The sequence below is a fragment of the Streptomyces sp. WMMB 322 genome (genome assembly GCF_900090145.1).
Lineage (GTDB): Bacteria > Actinomycetota > Actinomycetes > Streptomycetales > Streptomycetaceae > Streptomyces.
Genome location: NZ_FMHI01000019.1, coordinates 117,563 through 133,656, shown reverse-complemented (window position 1 = coordinate 133,656; position 16,094 = coordinate 117,563). Strand labels below are relative to the sequence as shown.

The 16,094-nt window shown below is 73.3% G+C and carries 14 protein-coding genes; 2 read left to right on the top strand and 12 right to left on the bottom strand.

All coding sequences use genetic code 11. The features are described 5' to 3' along the window. Positions 1-20 precede the first annotated feature (20 nt). The 8 genes from H180DRAFT_RS24750 to infC all read right to left on the bottom strand — a co-directional run bounded on the left by H180DRAFT_RS24750 (position 21) and on the right by infC (position 9,470). Entirely contained in the window at positions 21-1,361 is a 1,341-nt protein-coding gene (locus H180DRAFT_RS24750; RefSeq protein WP_079100380.1) for a PP2C family protein-serine/threonine phosphatase, read from the bottom strand. Positions 1,362-1,663: 302 nt separating this feature from the next. Continuing rightward, the gene (gene pheT, locus H180DRAFT_RS24745) at positions 1,664-4,225 is read right to left on the bottom strand and encodes a phenylalanine--tRNA ligase subunit beta (RefSeq protein WP_055488351.1); all 2,562 of its coding nucleotides are present in this window, start codon (positions 4,223-4,225) and stop codon (positions 1,664-1,666) included. After that, positions 4,225-5,376, bottom strand: a complete 1,152-nt coding sequence (pheS, locus tag H180DRAFT_RS24740) for a phenylalanine--tRNA ligase subunit alpha (protein WP_055488350.1) — start codon at positions 5,374-5,376, stop codon at positions 4,225-4,227. Before pheS ends, pheT begins: the two co-directional genes overlap by 1 nt. Positions 5,377-5,529: 153 nt before the next feature. Further along, entirely contained in the window at positions 5,530-6,768 is a 1,239-nt protein-coding gene (locus H180DRAFT_RS24735; RefSeq protein WP_055488349.1) for a sensor histidine kinase, read from the bottom strand. Positions 6,769-6,977: 209 nt separating this feature from the next. Further along, positions 6,978-7,919, bottom strand: a complete 942-nt coding sequence (locus H180DRAFT_RS24730) for a TrmH family RNA methyltransferase (protein ID WP_055488348.1) — start codon at positions 7,917-7,919, stop codon at positions 6,978-6,980. A 108-nt stretch (positions 7,920-8,027) separates the two neighbouring features. Beyond that, a complete protein-coding gene (rplT, locus tag H180DRAFT_RS24725) occupies positions 8,028-8,411 on the bottom strand; it encodes a 50S ribosomal protein L20 (RefSeq protein ID WP_028436556.1) in 384 nt (127 codons plus the stop codon). Positions 8,412-8,493: 82 nt separating this feature from the next. After that, positions 8,494-8,688: a 50S ribosomal protein L35 gene (rpmI, locus tag H180DRAFT_RS24720; protein ID WP_055488347.1), complete on the bottom strand. Its 195-nt coding sequence runs from the start codon at positions 8,686-8,688 to the stop codon at positions 8,494-8,496. A 119-nt stretch (positions 8,689-8,807) separates the two neighbouring features. Next, positions 8,808-9,470, bottom strand: coding sequence for a translation initiation factor IF-3 (gene infC, locus H180DRAFT_RS24715; protein ID WP_074466978.1), 663 nt, complete (start codon positions 9,468-9,470; stop codon positions 8,808-8,810). A gap of 287 nt (positions 9,471-9,757) precedes the next feature. Between infC and H180DRAFT_RS24710 the strand changes: the two genes are divergently transcribed. After that, positions 9,758-10,147: a DUF1844 domain-containing protein gene (locus tag H180DRAFT_RS24710; protein ID WP_055488345.1), complete on the top strand. Its 390-nt coding sequence runs from the start codon at positions 9,758-9,760 to the stop codon at positions 10,145-10,147. Positions 10,148-10,193: 46 nt separating this feature from the next. Here the strand turns inward: H180DRAFT_RS24710 and H180DRAFT_RS24705 are convergent, their stop codons facing one another. The 4 genes from H180DRAFT_RS24705 to H180DRAFT_RS24690 form a co-directional block, all read right to left on the bottom strand. Beyond that, positions 10,194-10,931, bottom strand: a complete 738-nt coding sequence (locus H180DRAFT_RS24705; RefSeq protein ID WP_055488344.1) for an MIP family channel protein — start codon at positions 10,929-10,931, stop codon at positions 10,194-10,196. 178 nt (positions 10,932-11,109) lie between these two features. Continuing rightward, positions 11,110-11,859 carry an SseB family protein gene (locus H180DRAFT_RS24700; RefSeq protein WP_055488343.1) on the bottom strand — a complete coding sequence of 250 codons (750 nt, stop codon included), beginning with the start codon at positions 11,857-11,859 and terminating at the stop codon, positions 11,110-11,112. 168 nt (positions 11,860-12,027) lie between these two features. After that, positions 12,028-13,176, bottom strand: coding sequence for a type VII secretion-associated serine protease mycosin (gene mycP, locus H180DRAFT_RS24695; protein WP_254666173.1), 1,149 nt, complete (start codon positions 13,174-13,176; stop codon positions 12,028-12,030). Positions 13,177-13,259: 83 nt separating this feature from the next. Next, positions 13,260-14,045, bottom strand: coding sequence for a hypothetical protein (locus tag H180DRAFT_RS24690; RefSeq protein WP_107097762.1), 786 nt, complete (start codon positions 14,043-14,045; stop codon positions 13,260-13,262). A 765-nt stretch (positions 14,046-14,810) separates the two neighbouring features. Between H180DRAFT_RS24690 and H180DRAFT_RS24685 the strand changes: the two genes are divergently transcribed. Continuing rightward, positions 14,811-16,022: an amino acid deaminase/aldolase gene (locus tag H180DRAFT_RS24685; RefSeq protein ID WP_254666170.1), complete on the top strand. Its 1,212-nt coding sequence runs from the start codon at positions 14,811-14,813 to the stop codon at positions 16,020-16,022. Positions 16,023-16,094: the final 72 nt, after the last annotated feature.

Here is a 16,094-nt window from a genome sequence, read left to right as displayed (position 1 = left end):
GCGGACCGGCGGACCCGTTCTCACGTGCACGAGCACAGCAACGCCGCATCGGCCGCTGCCGGTTGCGGCTCCGGGTCGTGCGCCCTGCCGTGCACGCGGCACCGGTCGTTGCGCAGGGCGAGCAGCGCGACGTCGTCCGGCAGCCGTCCACCCGCGTGACGCAGCAGAGACCGGCGCACGGAGTCGACGATGTCCGCCGGCTCCGCCACCCCGCACCCCCCGTCCCGCCCGGCCCCCTCCGGCCGGTGGGCGAGGAGGGCTGCCGTGAGCGCGTCGGCCAGCGGAAACCAGCGGCCCTCGGCGTCACGCGCGTCCTCCGCTCCGTCCGTGTAGAGGAACAGCCCCTCCCCCGGCGGCAGTCGCAGGTGCCGGGGCGAGGGATCCTCCGGCGGCAGCGGCAACAGGCCCAGGGGCGGCAGCGGTTCGGCGGTCGTGACCGGTTCGCTGCGGCAGGCGCCGTTGCGGCCGGTGGTCAGCCGGTACGGCCAGGGGTGGCCGCAGTTGACTGCTGTGACTTCGCCGTCCGCGCGTACCTGAAGCAGCAGCACCGTCACGAACTCCTCGTCCACCTCGCCGGATTCCCCCGCCGCGCCGCGCTCCGGCGGGGAGACCGGCGCGTGACGGCGGTCGTCCAAGTGCCGCTCCAGCGCCCGCTCCAGGCGGCGCGGCACACGCTCCAGCCGCGGCTCGTCGTGTGCGGCCTCGCGGAAGCTGCCGAGCACGGCCGCCACCGTGCCGACGGCGCCGAGCCCGTGACCGCGCACGTCGCCGATCACGATGCGCACGCCGTGGGCCGTGTCCACCGCGTCGTACAGGTCACCGCCGACCGCCGCACCGCGGGCGGACGACAGATAGCCGGCCGCGCAGCTGAACCGCCCGACGCGCGGTGGCAGAGGACGTATCAGCGCCTGCTGCGCGGCCGCAGCGACCTGACGTGTGCGTGCGAGCTCGTCCGAGAGGCGTGCGCGCCGCCGCGTCGTGTAGCAGCTGACAATCGCCACGGAGATGATCGCCGCGCCCATTCCGGCTTTGCTGCCGATCTCCTCGTAGACGGGGACGGAACCCAACGGGTACAGCGCGAGGAGCGCAAGTCCGCCGCCGAGCCACGCACCACTGCGTCCGCCCGTACCGGCACAGGCCAGCGCGGGGGTGGCGGCCAGCAGCGCGACACAGTGGGTGTCCGTGGGCAGCAGCAGCTCCCACACGACCACGCCCGCCGTCCACAGGGCGGGCACCGCGAAGGCCGCCGCTCTGCGTGCACGCCACGGACCGTGGGGAACCTTCGTCCGGGCGCCGGCGGCGTTCGCTTCCGCCGGGCCGGAGCTCTGCACGCCGACGCGCGTTCGCTGGTCTGCGGTCATGCGGATGGTCCCTCCGGCCGTCGGGGCGGTGCCACCCCGCCCCTGTCGTGCTGCTGCCCTTTGCCCCCTCCCTCCGGCTCTCCCGGAGAACGCGTGCACCCCGTGCCACCCCCCTGCGACGAGCACGATGGTGTCCGAAGCGGCGGCCGGAATGACCAAGGTCCGCAATTACTCACACGATTGAGTGAGTCGACGACTGGCTGTGCGGTCGCGCCCCACCGCGTCCGGCAGAGAGACGGCAGAACGCGTCCGGACGCACTTCGGCCCGGCCCGGGCGGAACCCGGGCCGGGCCGAAGTGATCTCAGGCCCCTGCCGGCGCCTCCGCCCCGCGCAGGATCGCGCCCGTGCGTTCGACGGCCGAGGCGACCGCGGCGTCTCGTGCCGCCGAGGCCTCTTCCGCCGTGAGCGTGCGGTCCCGCGCGCGGAAGCGCAGCGCGTACGCCAGGGACTTCTTGCCGCTGCCGAGCTGTTCGCCGGTGAAGACGTCGAACAGGCGCACCGCTTCGAGGAGTTCACCCGCACCCTCACGCAGCGCGGTCTCGACCCGCGCCGCCGGCACGGACTCGTCCACGACCAGCGCGACGTCCCGCGTGGCCACCGGGAAGCCGGAGATCCGCGGGGCCGGCACGACCGCACCGCCCGCCCTCTCCACCGCGTCGAGGTCGAGCTCCATCGCGCAGGACCGCGGCGGCAGCCCGAGCGTCTTGACCACCCGCGGATGCAGTTCGCCCGCGTGCCCCACGAGCCTCTCGCCGCCGTCGTCGCCGGCGACGAACAGCGCCGCGCACCGGCCGGGGTGCCACGGCTCGGACTGGGCGCTGCGGACGGTGAGTTCGACCCGCGCTGCGCGCGCCACGGACCGCGCGGCCTCGACGGCGTCCGCCCAGACCGCCGGATGACCCTCGCCCCACCAGCCGGGCTGTTCACGGGGACCGGCCAGCACGGCCGCCGCGTACCGCGGCTGGCGCGGCAGCGCCGAGTCCAGTGAGGCGATCTCCTCGTCGGCGGGCCGCGCGTCCACGCGCAGCCGCTCCGCCCGGGACTCGTCCCCGGTGGGCAGGAAGACCAGGCCCGTCTCGAAGAGGGCCAGGCCGCCGTGGCTGCCCTGGCTGCCGCGGCCGTCGTTGCGCCGCAGCGCCGCGAGGAGGCCCGGCAGCAGCGTCGTGCGCAGCGACGGCTCCTCGTCGGAGAGCGGGTTGACGAGTGTCACCGTACGGCGGCGGGGGTCGTCCAGGGCGAGGCCGAGCTGGTCGAAGGACTCCGGCCCGACGAACGGGTAGTTGAGCGCTTCGACGTAACCGGCGCCCGCCAGTGCGCGCCCCACCCGGCGGTGCAGGCGCTGCCTTTCGGTCAGACCGCGCCCCGCGGGGGGCCTGGGCAGAGTGGAGGGCAGGCTCTCGTAGCCCTCCAGCCGGATGACCTCCTCCGCCAGGTCGTTGGGGTCGGTCAGGTCCGAGCGCCAGGAGGGCACGGTGACGGTGAGCTCGTCCTGCCCGTACACGTCGCATCCCACTTGGAGCAGGCGGTGCACGACCGTCTCGCGGTCGTACTCGACGCCTGCGACCCGGCCCGGATGCGTAACGGGAATCTTGATGGTGTGCGGCCCGTGCGGCGTGACGAACTGGGTGACCCCCGGCTCCGCGCTGCCTCCGGCCAGCAGCACCAGCAGATCCACGGTGCGCTGCGCGGCGGCCGCGGCCGCCTCGGGGTCGACCCCGCGTTCGAAGCGCCGGGACGCCTCCGAAGAGATCTTGTGCCGCCTGCCGGCGCGGGCCACGGCGACCGGGTCGAAGTGGGCGGCCTCCACGACGACTTCGGTCGTGCCCCGCCACTCGCCGCTCTGCGGGTCCTGCTCGGGGTCGGCGATCTCGCTGTTGATGCCGCCCATCACGCCGGCGAGGCCGATGGGCCCGGCGTCGTCGGCGATGACGAGGTCCTCGGCGTCCAGCTTCCGCTTCGTGCCGTCGAGGGTGGTCAGCAGCTCGCCCGGCGTGGCACGGCGGACCGTGATGGGGCCCTGCAGCCGTGAGCGGTCATAGGCGTGCAGCGGTGAACCCAGCTCCAGCATCACGTAGTTGGTGATGTCGACGGGCAGGGAGACGGGCCGCATGCCCGACTTCTGAAGGCGCCGCCGCAGCCACAGCGGGGACGTGGCTTCCGGCCGCAGCCCCGTGACGGTGCGGGCCGCGAAGCGGTCGCAGCCCTTCGGGTCGGAGACGTGGACGGGGAATCCGTCCGCATTGGGTGCGGGCACGTCCAGCAGCGCCGGGTCGCGCAGCTGCTGCCCGTAGGCGATCGCCGTCTCGCGGGCGATGCCCCGCATGGACAGGCAGTAGCCGCGGTCGGGGGTGACGGCGATGTCCAGCACCTCGTCGACGAGTTCGAGCAGCTCGACGGCGTCGGCGCCCGGCTCGTACTCGGGCGGCAGAACGATGATGCCGGAGTGGTCGTCGCCCATGTCCAGCTCGGCGGCCGAGCAGATCATGCCCTCGGAGACCCTGCCGTAGGTCTTGCGGGCGCTGATGGCGAAGTCGCCGGGCAGCACGGCGCCGGGCAGCGCGACGACGACCTTGTCGCCGACGGCGAAGTTGGTCGCACCGCAGATGATGTTCTGCGGCTCGGCGGACCCTCCCCCGGCTTCACCGACGTCGACCTGGCAGTAGCGGATCGGCTTCTTGAACTCCGCGAGCTCCTCGATCGCGAGCACCTTGCCGACGACGAGCGGCCCCTTGAGAGCGGCGCCGAGCCGGTCGACGGTCTCGACCTCGAGGCCGGCGGCGATCAGTTTCGCCGCGACGTCCCGGCCGGTCTCACCTGCCGGCAGCTCCACGTACTCCCGAAGCCACGAAAGCGGGGCGCGCATCAGATCTCCATCCCGAACGGCCTGGTGAAGCGCACGTCACCTTCGACCATGTCTCGCATGTCCTCGACGTTGTGGCGGAACATCAGCATCCGCTCGATCCCGAACCCGAAGGCGAACCCGCTGTACTTCTCCGGATCCACGCCGCAGGCCGTCAGCACACGCGGGTTGACCATGCCGCAGCCGCCCAGCTCGATCCATCCCTCGCTGGAGCACGTGCGGCAGGGGCGGTCCGGGTCGCCGACGGACTCGCCGTGGCAGCGGTAGCAGACCATGTCCATCTCGGCGGACGGCTCGGTGAAGGGGAAGTAGTTGGGACGCAGGCGGGTGTGCACGCCCTCGCCGAACAGCTCGCGCACCATGTGGTCGAGCGTGCCCTTCAGGTCGGCCATCGTCAGGCCCTCGTCGACGGCCAGCAACTCGACCTGCGTGAAGACGGGCGTGTGCGTCGCGTCCAGCTCGTCGGTGCGGAAGACCCGGCCCGGGCAGATGACGTAGACCGGGGGCTCGCGGTCGAGCAGCGTACGGATCTGCACCGGTGAGGTGTGCGTGCGCAGCACGACGCCGCTGTCCTCCGCGGCGTGCCCGCCGGACTCCTCCGCGCCGCCGTCCTTGGCCGGACGCACGAAGAAGGTGTCCTGCATCGTGCGGGCCGGGTGGTCGGGCGCGATGTTGAGGGCGTCGAAGTTGAACCACTCCGCCTCGGCCTCGGGACCTTCCGCGACCTCGTATCCCATGGCGACGAAGATGTCCTCGACGCGCTCGCTGAACGTCGTGAGCGGATGGCGGGCGCCTTCGGGCAGGCGGTCGTGGGGCAGCGTGACGTCCACGGCCTCCTCGACGAGGACCCGCTCGTCACGCTCGCGCTCCAGCTCCTCCTGCCGCTTCTTCAGCGCCTGGCCGACGGCGCCGCGTGCCTGGCCGACGCGCTTGCCCGCCTCGGCCTTGGCGTGCGGCGGGAGAGCGCCGATCTCGCGGTTGGCGAGGGCCAGCGGGGAGCGGTCGCCTGCGTGTGCGGCCTTCACCTCTCGCAGCGCTTCGAGGTCGCCGGCGGCAGCGATGGCGGACAGCGCCTCGTCCTTCGCCCGGTCGACGACTTCCGGTTTGAGTGCCTCGACCTCGACGGGGTCGTAGGACTTATTGGGTGCGGACATCTTTTCCCGTACTTCCGATTGGATCCGGCTGCGCAACGGTGCCAGCAGCCGAGTCTAGATGGACGGGCGTGCGGCCCCGCACACGGCCGTGACCGGCCGATCACGCGCAGGGGCCGCGCTCCCGCGGGCCGCGGAGAAGCCCGTGCGCGCCGCTCAGGCCATGAAGGCCGGGGCGCCCACGGGCAGGGTAAATCGGAACCGGGCACCACCGGCGACCGAGCGGTCCACGGTGATCGTCCCGCCGTGCGCCTCGACGATGCCCTTGACGATGTACAGGCCCAGGCCCGTGCCGCCGCGCTTGCTGCCCCGCCAGAAGCGGGTGAAGACGCGGCTCATCGACTCCTCGGGGATGCCGGGACCTTCGTCGCTCACGGTGACTGCCGTTCCTTCTCCGTCGCTGCGGGACGGTGCGGGTGCCACCTCGATGGTGACAGTCCCCTCGCCGTGCCGCACCGCGTTTTCCAGCAGATTGCCCAGCACCTGGTCGACCTTGTCGGGGTCCGCCCACAGGCCGGGCAGGGAGTCGCTGATGCGCGTGACGAAGCGGTCCGCGGAGCGGCCGGCGGCGATGTGCGCCTCGACGTGGCGGCGCACGGCCGCGCCCATGTCCACCGGCTGGCGCCGCACCTCGAGCCGTCCGGAGTCGATGCGCGAGATGTCCAGCAGTTCCGCGATGAGCCTGGTGACGCGGTTGGCGTCGGCGTCGACGGTCTCCAGCATCAGCCGCTTCTGGTCATCGGTGAAGCGCTCCCACTTGGCGAGCAGCGTCGCGGTGAAGCCCTTCACGGAGGTCAGAGGCGAGCGCAGTTCATGCGCGACCGTCGCTATCAGCTCGGCGTGGCTGCGCTCCGCACGCCGCCGCGCCTCCGTCCCCCGGAGGGTCACCACGAGCCGCTGCACGGGCCCCTTCGGGCGGGCCCGCACGTAGCGTGCGGCGACCATGACCTCGCGGCCGCCGGGCAGGAGCAGGTTCCGCTCGGGCTGTCCGGTGCGGGTGGCCAGACCGCCGTAGGGGTCGGTCAGCTGCCACCAGCGGCGACCGTCCATGTCCTCCAGGGGCAGCGCCTGCTGGAGGGTGCCGCCCAGGGCGTCGGCGGGGCTGAGTCCCGTGATGCGGGCCGCTGCGGCGTTGAAGCAGACGATTCGGCCCGTGCGGTCGGCGACCACGAGCCCGTCGGGCAGATCGTCGGGGTGCACGCCGGGCGCGACGCCTGCCGTACCGGGCTCCGGACCGGCGCCGGGGACGCCGCTGCCGGCGGCCTGAGCCTGCTGGGCATGCTGAGCTTGCCGGGCGTGCTGTTCTTCAGCGGTGCGGCCGGCCGGGTCCGCGGAGGCGTCCGCCGACGGGGACGGGGCGCCGCGCTGCTGGGCGCGCTGCGTCCGCACCTCCATCGCCGCTGCACCCCCCTCGTCTGGCCTCACTGACTCCACCGGCCCCAACTGCTCACTGGCTCCGCCCCCGGGCCCGGCCACCCTACTAGTGCGGCATCCGTGATGTCCCTCCCCGCGACGTGGGGCGGGAGGCGCACCGCCGCCGAGGACGGACCCGTCCAACGCCCGCCCGGCGCAGGCTCGTTGGCGGCCCTCTCGCGCGAGGACTCCTACGGCTGCTCCCGGCGCTCCGGCTCCGGGCCGCCTCCCGCGGCGGGCGCGCGCCCTGCGGCGCCGCGCTGTGCACGCGCCGAGGCGTACAGGCACACCGCCGCGGCCGTCGCCAGATTGAGGCTCTCCGCACGGCCGTGGATCGGCACCCGCACCACCTCGTCGGCGAGGGCCCGGGTCTCCTCGGGCAGACCCCACGCCTCGTTCCCGAAGATCCAGCCGGTGGGGCCGCTCATGGTTCCCGCGTCGAGTTCCGCGTCCAGGTCCCGCTCCCCGGCGCCGTCGGCAGCGAGCAGCCGTACCCCGGCGGCGCGCAGTCCTTCCGCGGCCTTCTCGGCGGGAACACCGACGGCGACGGGCAGATGGAACAGCGAACCCGCGGAGGCCCGTACGGTCTTCGGGTTGTACAGGTCGACCGAGGCGTCCGTGAGGACGACGGCGTCCGCCCCCGCGGCATCGGCACAGCGCAGCACGGTGCCGGCGTTCCCCGGATCGCGTACGTGCGCGAGGACGGCCACGAGCCGCGGCCGGGCGGAGAGGACCGTCTCCAGCGGTGAGTCGACGAAACGGCAGACCCCGACCAGGCCCTGCGGGCTGACGGTCTGGGCGATGCCGTCCAGTGTCTGCGGCTCGGCGAGATGGACCCGTACGCCCGATTCCCTGGCCTCGCGCAGGATTCCGGCATGGCGGACGGCGGCCTCGGGGGTCGCGAACAGCTCCACCAGGGCAGGGCCGGCGGCCTCCCCCGCCGGGGCCTCACCCGTTGCGTCCTTCCCCGCGTCCGCACCGGTGCCGAGGGGCCGGTGCGCGACGGCCTCCCGTACGGCCTGCGGGCCCTCGGCGAGGAAACGCCGGTCCTTGGCACGGAAGTTGCGCCGCACCAGACGCCGCGCTGCGGCGACGCGTGCGGAGCGCGGCGAGATCAGGTCGGGGGTGCCCATGGGCGGCTGCTCACTTCCCGGTTCGTGACCGTGCGGCACGCACAGCAGCGGACCCGCGGGTATCGCTGCCCGCGGGTCCGCTGCTGTGCGTCATACGTCCGGCGTGCTTCAGGCTGCCTTCGGGGCGTTGACGTCGCTCGGCAGGGCCTTCTGCGCCGCCTCGACGAGAGCGGTGAAGGCGCCCGCGTCGTTGACCGCGAGGTCGGCCAGGATCTTGCGGTCCACCTCGATGTTGGCGGCCTTCAGACCCTGGATGAAGCGGTTGTAGGTGATGCCGTTGGCCCGGGCAGCGGCGTTGATCCGCTGGATCCACAGCTGGCGGAAGTCGCCCTTGCGCCGCTTGCGGTCGTTGTAGTTGTAGACGTAGGAGTGGGTGACCTGCTCCTTCGCCTTCCTGTACAGACGCGAGCGCTGGCCGCGGTAACCGCTGGCCTGCTCCAGGATCGCGCGGCGCTTCTTGTGTGCGTTGACTGACCGCTTGACGCGTGCCACTTGATAACTCCTTGGTACACGGGGCCGGTCTGGTGGGACGAACCACCCGGCCCGAATCGATTGGGTCCCGGTCGAGCCGGCCTTACTTGCCGAGAAGCTTCTTGGCCTTCTTGGCGTCGCCCGGGGCCATCTCCGTGTCGCCGGCGAGGCGGCGCGTCAGCGTGGACGGCTTGTGCTCGAGATAGTGGCGGCGACCCGCACGCTGGCGCATCACCTTGCCCGAACCGGTGATCTTGAAGCGCTTGCGGGCACCGCTGTGCGTCTTGTTCTTCGGCATGTCGCCGTTCACTCCTCGTCGGTGACGCCTCGCACCCGGCCGGGGCCGGCGGCGAAGGCGCCGTGTGTCGCTTGCGGGTTGTCCGGGGGTTGTCCCGAGGCAGAAGGCCCCTGGAGGGCTCACGCCTCGGCGGGCTCCTCGGCGGGGCTGCTCTCCTGCTGGCGGCCGGCCTTGCGGGCGGCCTGAGCCTCGCGGGCTTCGGCCATGGCCTCGGTCTTCTTCTTGTGCGGACCGAGCACCATGATCATGTTGCGGCCGTCCTGCTTCGGGTTGGATTCCACGAAGCCCAGGTCGGCGACGTCGTCAGCGAGCCGCTGGAGCAGCCGGAAGCCCAGCTCGGGGCGGGACTGCTCACGTCCGCGGAACATGATCGTGATCTTGACCTTGTCACCCTGCTTGAGGAACCGGACGACGTGACCCTTCTTGGTGTCGTAGTCGTGCGGATCGATCTTCGGCCGGAGCTTCATCTCCTTGATGACCGTGTGCGCCTGGTTCTTGCGCGCCTCACGGGCCTTCATGGCCGACTCGTACTTGAACTTCCCGTAGTCCATGAGCTTGCACACCGGCGGACGGGCTGTCGCCGCCACCTCGACGAGGTCGAGGTCGTATTCCTGTGCGAGCTCCAGGGCCTTGGCAAGCGGCACGATGCCGACCTGCTCGCCACTGGGACCGACGAGTCGCACCTCAGGGACGCGAATCCGGTCGTTGATGCGGGGCTCGGCGCTGATGGGGCCTCCTCGGGTACACGGCGCGGCGGTCTGGCGGACAGCCGCACAAGTGATGTCGTCTTTGTGACCACCGTGCCGGAGACGCAGAAAACGCCCCTGACGGACACAGGCGGTGGCTCCTCAAAGACCTGGAGCACCGACGCGCGAACCGCGGGGCGCAGCCTGACCGTTGACCCGCGGCCCCGGGGGCCGTCAGGTGGGAGTTCGGAGCCTCCACTTGCGGGCTGAAGTCACGTACTCTCCAGCCGGTCGATATCCCAGCATACCAGGGGTCACCGCAGGCCCCCACCGGGGTCACCTGGGCGGGAGGCTCCCCGGCACGGGGGCCTAGGGTGGCACGCATGAGCGAGACCGAATCCAACCGCCCCGCGGGGCCCGGCGGCCCGGCCACCGGCGCTCCCGACTTCGACAGCCTGACCCGTGACATCGCGGACGTCCCGGCCGTCGAGGTCATCACCACCGTCGCCGTGCACCTGATGAGCTCGGCCGCGGTCAACCTCGGTCTCTCCGAGGGCGGCGAGCACCACCGGGACCTGGACGAGGCGCGCAAGCTCATCCACTCCCTGGCCGGCCTCGTCACCGCGAGCGCCACCGAGATCGGCTCGTACCATGCGGCGCCGCTGCGCGACGGGCTGAAGTCGCTGCAGCTGGCCTTCCGCGAAGCGTCGGCCGTGCCCGACGAGCCGGGACAGGGGCCCGGCGAGCAGTTCACCGGCCCCGTCTTCGGCTGACGGGCACGAGCAAGGGGACGAAGCCCGGCGGGCCGGTGGCGGCCGGTCAGCGGGGGGACCCCGAAGGCTGAAGGTGCCTGTGCAGTTCCGCGCCGGCCGGCGGGTGCGTGATGCGGTGCACCACCGCCGCGAGCAGGCCGCCCACGAGCGGGGCCACGAGGAACAGCCAGAACTGGGTCAGCGCGGCACCGCCGGCGAAGATGGCCGGGCCCAGGCTGCGGGCCGGATTGACCGAGGCTCCCGTCAGCGGGATGCCGAGCAGGCTGACCACGGCCAGCGTGAGACCGATGGGGATCCCTCCGAAGCCCGCGATCGTCACCTTGTGGGTCATGCACAGGTAGACGTAGACGAGCAGGGCGGTCATGAGCAGTTCGGCCAGGAACGCGCCCCCGAGGTTGAGCTGGACAGCGGAGCGGTCACCGAAGCCGTTGCTGCCGAAGCTGCCGCTGGTCTGAAGGCCCGGAACCTGCTTGGCGAGCAGGAAGAGCAGCGCGGCGCCCGCGATGGCGCCGGCGATCTGTGCGATCCAGTACCTGACCGCGGTCGGCAGGTCCATGCGCTTGGCCGCCACCATCCCGAGGGTGACCGCGGGGTTCACGTGGGCGCCGGAGACCGGCCCGAAGACGTAGGCCAGGGCGAGCAGCGTGAACCCGAACGTGAGGGCGATGCCGAGCGTGCCGATGTACTCGCCCGACAGCACCGTGGCACCCACCGCGAAGAACACGAGGACCAGGGTTCCCAGGAATTCCGCCGCAGTGGACTGCAGCTCCGTCTCGGTCGACATGGCACTCCTGACACGTCGGGAATGGTCGTTTCACCATCCTCCGACGGCTGCGGCGGGCCCGCATGTCGAGTGGGAGGCGCCCTGACGGCAGCGTCCGCACGGGCGGTCTCGCGGCGGCCGGGGGCACTTCGGCGCCGCCTTGTACGGGGGCGACACCGCCTTGTACGGGGTGACACCGTCAGCGCCGGTGGAGAGCGTCCCCGGGCAGGGAGCTGCCGGGCGGGAGCAGCGCCAGTTCGAGTCCCCCGGCGAGACGTGAGCGCAGCGTCTCGTCGGACGCGAGTGCACCGGCCAGCCTCCGCACGGTCCCGGCGGCCCCCGCGGCGTCGGCGGCGGCGTCCGTGGTGAGGGTCAGCGCGAGGGTGGCGCCGGTGCCGGGGCCGCCGGGCGCGAGATGGGCGGCCATCACGTCGGGCTCGGCCGCGAGCAGGGCGCGCAATGCGTCCTTGACCTGCGGGTCGGCGGCGGGGTCGGTGCTGGTGCGGCCCTCGGCGAGCGCTCGCAGCGCGGCGCCGGTGAGCTGATACGTCACGGGCCCGGCGAGGTCCAGGACGAGGGTGTCGGCCTGCTCCTGCGCGAGCGCCCGAAGCGCCTGCCGCAGCGGTACGGCCACGGGCCGCGCCTCCGCGTTCCAGCGGGCCAGGGCCTCGGTGCTCGTGAACGCGGGCAGGGCCCTGCGTCCGCCGGGAGCGGTGAGGGTGGGGACGGCCATGTCGCTCGACTTGTCGCGCAGCAGCCCGGACTCGTCGACGCTGCTCTCGCCCAGCACGGCGACGACGGGAACCAGCAGCCGCGCCCCCGCGAGCGCTTCGAGCACGCGCTGCTCGGCGCCCGGCTCCCCGGGGCCGGCCCGCCAGGCGGCGAGCGCCTCGGCGAGGACCGGGTCGGCCGCGCCGGTGTCGGCATGGGGGTACCTCCCGGGCCGCAAGGCCCTGGGGGGGAAGCCGGGGTCGGGGATGTTCCTGAGCGGTGCCACGGACGGCAGCTTAGTTCCGCTCCGCCAGGGCTTCGCACGCCGGGGCGGCGGCCGGGCGTACGGCGCGCTCTCTCGGCGGGCGCCGCCCCTCCTCGGGGAGCGCAGGCCGCCCTCCGCCGCTCAGTGCCCCGCCGACCCCGTGCCCGTACGGCGGCGCAGCGTCTCCAGGTTCACGCCCTTGTGCACTGCCACCGCGCCGCCGATGAGCAGCAGCCCCAGCACAGCGGCGATGGTCGCCAGCCAGCCTGCGCTCGGTCCGTCGTCCGGTCCGGTGCCGAAGAACTCGCTCCGGTACGGGGGGTGGCTCGGCTGCTGCTTGCGGGGCTTGATGTTCGAACCCATCTCGATGGCTGCCGCCGGGTCGACGACGCCGGTGCCCAGCGCGTCGCTGCGCCCGCCCTCCGGAGTGTGCCGGGCGGTGTCGGAGATCAGCTCCTTGATCTGTGCGGGGCTGAGGTCCGGGTGCGCGGCCCGTACCAGTGCGACGGCACCGGAGACGAACGCCGACGCGGCGCTGGTGCCCCAGCCCTCGTAGTAGCGCCGGTCGGGGTCGGCGATCAGCACCCCCTTGCCGGGGGCCGCGACTGTCGCGTACCAGCGGCGGGTGGAGAAGGACGCCCGCGCCCCGCGACGGTCGACGGCCGTGACCGCGATGACACCGGGATACGCGGCCGGGTAGGAGACGTGGTCGCCCTCCTCGCCGCCGTTGCCGGCGGACGCCACGACGACGGAGCCGCGGCGCTGCGCGTACCGCACGGCGGCGTCCTCACGGGGCTCGGGATGTGCGGAGCGGCTGTCGTCGCCGAGGGAGAGATTGATGACGTCCGCGCCCTTGTCGGCGGCCCAGCGGATGCCGTCGGCGAGCGCGGAGGCCCGGGCGTTGCGGGCCCGCTTGCGCTTGGGGTCGCTGTCCTCGAGGAGGACGCGGACGGGAAGGATCTTCGCCTCCGGTGCGACGCCCAGGACGCCGAGCTTGCCGCCCCTGCCGTGGCCGTGACCGGCGATGATCCCGGCCATGGCGGTGCCGTGCCGGGCCCACGTGCGGTCGCCCTTCTCGGCCCCCATGCGGATGAAGTCACGGCCCTTGCGCACGCTGCCGTCCAGGTCGGGATGGCCGGGGTCGACTCCTGTGTCCAGCACGGCGACGGTGACGCCCTTGCCCTTGGTGCTCTTCCAGGCCTCCGTCGCGTGGATGGCCTTCAGGCCCCACTGCCGGCGCTGGACGCCCTCCCCGTCGGCCGCCTGTGCACTTCCGGCTGCCGGGAGCACGCCGAGTACCGCCGCGAGTGCGGCGGCGGCCAGGCGTCCCGGCCCGCTGCGCCGGACCGGGCCCCGCGCGGGACGTGTCTGCCTCACTGGTCGTCCTCTTTCTCCCCCGCCGCGTTGCGCAGCCGGCGCTCGATGCGGTCCGCGATGCCCTGTGCGTCGTGGCCGAGTCCGGCCTGCGCGGCCGCCGAGGTCTCGCCGTTCTCGGTCGCTTCCGCGGCGGCCTGCGGGTCGCTGACGATCCGTCCGTCCGCGAAACCGCTGACCGCGTAGACGACGACGGGAGCGTCGGAGAGCACCCGTATCGTCCAGCTGGCACGCTGCGCGTCCCCGAAGTCGGCGGAGACGGTGCCGCGTGAGCCGTACGGACGGGGCATCAGATCGGTGCGCTCGCTGAGGTTCTCGACGGCGAACCGCTTGCGGAGCGCCCGCATTCCCGCGCCCTCGGAGCGGGTGAAGAGCAGTCCGACGGTCGTCACGGAGCTGGTCGTCTCGTCCGCGTAGGTGGCGCGTACGAGCCGGCTGCAGCCGACGGGCCGGAGGGCCTTGGCCAGCAACGGGTCGAACGCTTCACGGCAGTTGGAGTCGGGGGCGACGGCGACGCGGAGCCAGCGGCGGTCGGCTCCGCCGGGGCCGGCGCCCTTGCCCTCGAGGACGCGGGGGAAGAGCTCGTCGACCGAATGGTTGTGCCAGGCGGCACGCATCTCGTCGAACGAGCCCTCGCTGGCGGCCTGTCGGCCCGGATCGTCGGTGAGGAAAGTACCGGCCGCGGCTCCGCCCAGCAGCCCCACACCCAGGACGAGGCAGACGGCGGCGACGACGGTCCGCGGCGCGGGCCTGTGGTGTGCCGGCTTGTCGCCGACGGGCGGCAAGTGCCATGTGGGAGGCCCGGATTCGGGAACGCCGGGCGGCCGCGGAGGCAGCGGACTCCCGGCCGTTCCGGGAAACTCCGGCGGACGCTGGGACGGTACGGCGCCCGCAGGGGGAAGCGGCGCGGAGAGGCCGCCGCCGCGGGGGTGTTCGCCCGGCGCCGGGCCGGCGCCGCGGGTCTGCCCGCCGGCGTCGGAGGCGGGCATCGTGCGCCGTGCCGTTCCGAAGGCCAGCGGCTCCCCCTTGGGCGGCGGAGGCTGGGGTATCGCCGCGGAACGGGGAAGGCGCGGCGCACCGGACGGGGAGTCGGCAGTTCTGTCCGACGGGGCGGACGCGGCCTCCGGCTCGGAGGGCCTGGACGCGTCCGATTCCGTGTCGTGCGGCATGTGTGCGGTGGGCTCGTCTCTCTGGGAGTGCTCCACGTGCGCGCCCCGGCGCGGAGGGGCGGAGGGGCGCGGAGGGGCAGAGGGGCGCGGGGGAAAAGCGGGCTGCGGCGGGACCTTGGGGCGTCCGCGATATGAGTCCGGTGAGGGGTCCGGCGGGTGTGTGCGGTCGGCATCAGTGCTCATCTGCACCCCTCCCGCGCGCAGTGCCACCCCACACGATCCCTTTCGGGGCATGCCGGTTCGTATCGGACAGCACGCCGCTGGTCCAGACTCGTGGCAGCGTGCGGCCGTCACTCTACGGGGCGAACTGGTGGTTCCGGCAACCCGGTCGGGCACATGGCAGGGCTGTCCTGCACGGCTTCGCTCTGGCAAGCTGCCCGGGTGCCCGACGCCACCTCAGACCCAGCCGACCGCGCCCGCTACGACCGTGCGACGGCCCATCTGGACCCGCCGCTGGCCGTCGTCGACCTGGAGGCGTTCGACGCGAACGCCGCCGACCTGGTGCGCCGGGCGCGCGGCAAGCCGGTCCGTGTGGCCAGCAAGTCCGTGCGCTGCAGGGCCCTGTTGGAGCGGGTGCTCTCCCGGGAGGGCTTCGCCGGGGTGCTGTCCTTCACGCTCGCCGAGTCCCTGTGGCTGGCGCGCTCCGGAATCGACGACGTGCTGCTGGCCTACCCCTCCGCGGACCGTTCCGGCTTCGCCGAACTCGCCGCGGACCCGAAGCTCGCCCGGTCCGTGACGGTGATGGTGGACGACACCGCCCAGCTGGATCTGATCGACTCCGCGAGGGACGGCGGCACACAGGAGATCCGGGTCTGTCTCGAACTCGACACCTCCCTGCGGCTCTTGGGCGGCCGGGTGCGGATCGGTGCGCGCCGCTCACCGCTGCACTCCCCGGCGCGGCTCGCGGAGCTCGCCCGCTCGGTCGCCCGCCGCAAGGGCTTCCGCCTCACCGGACTGATGGCCTACGAGGGGCACATCGCGGGCGTCGGCGACGCCGCACCGGGCAACTGGGCGCGCTCGCGCGGCGTCCGGCTCATGCAGGCGGCGGCCGGACGGGAGCTGGCGGCACGCCGGGCGGCAGCGGTGCGTGCGGTGCGCGGTGTCGCCCCGGACCTGGAACTCGTCAACGGGGGCGGCACGGGAAGCGTGCAGCACACGGCGGCCGAGGAGGCCGTCACGGAGATCGCGGCGGGCTCCGGCCTGTTCGTGCCGCGCCTGTTCGACCACTACACATCGTTCAGCGGGCGTCCTGCCGCGCTGTTCGCCCTGCCGGTCGTACGCAGGCCCGGCGTGGGCGTGGTGACGGTTCTGGGCGGCGGCTATCCGGCCTCCGGGGCGCCCGGCCCGGACCGGCTGCCGCAGCCCTACCTGCCGGAGGGCCTGCGCTACGACAGGCAGGAGGGAGCGGGCGAGGTGCAGACACCGCTGCTCGGCCCGCCCGCCGACGACCTTCTGGTCGGAGACCGGGTGTGGTTCCGGCACGCCAAGGCGGGCGAGCTGTGCGAGCGGTTCGACACGCTGCACGCGATCGAGGGCGACCGGGTCACGGGTTCCTTCCCGACGTACCGGGGCGAGGGGCACACGTTCCTCTGAGGGCCGCGGGGGCTGCGGAGGTTGCCCGGCTGCCGCGGCGGGCAGCGGAGGGGGACTCGTCACGGGGTGACG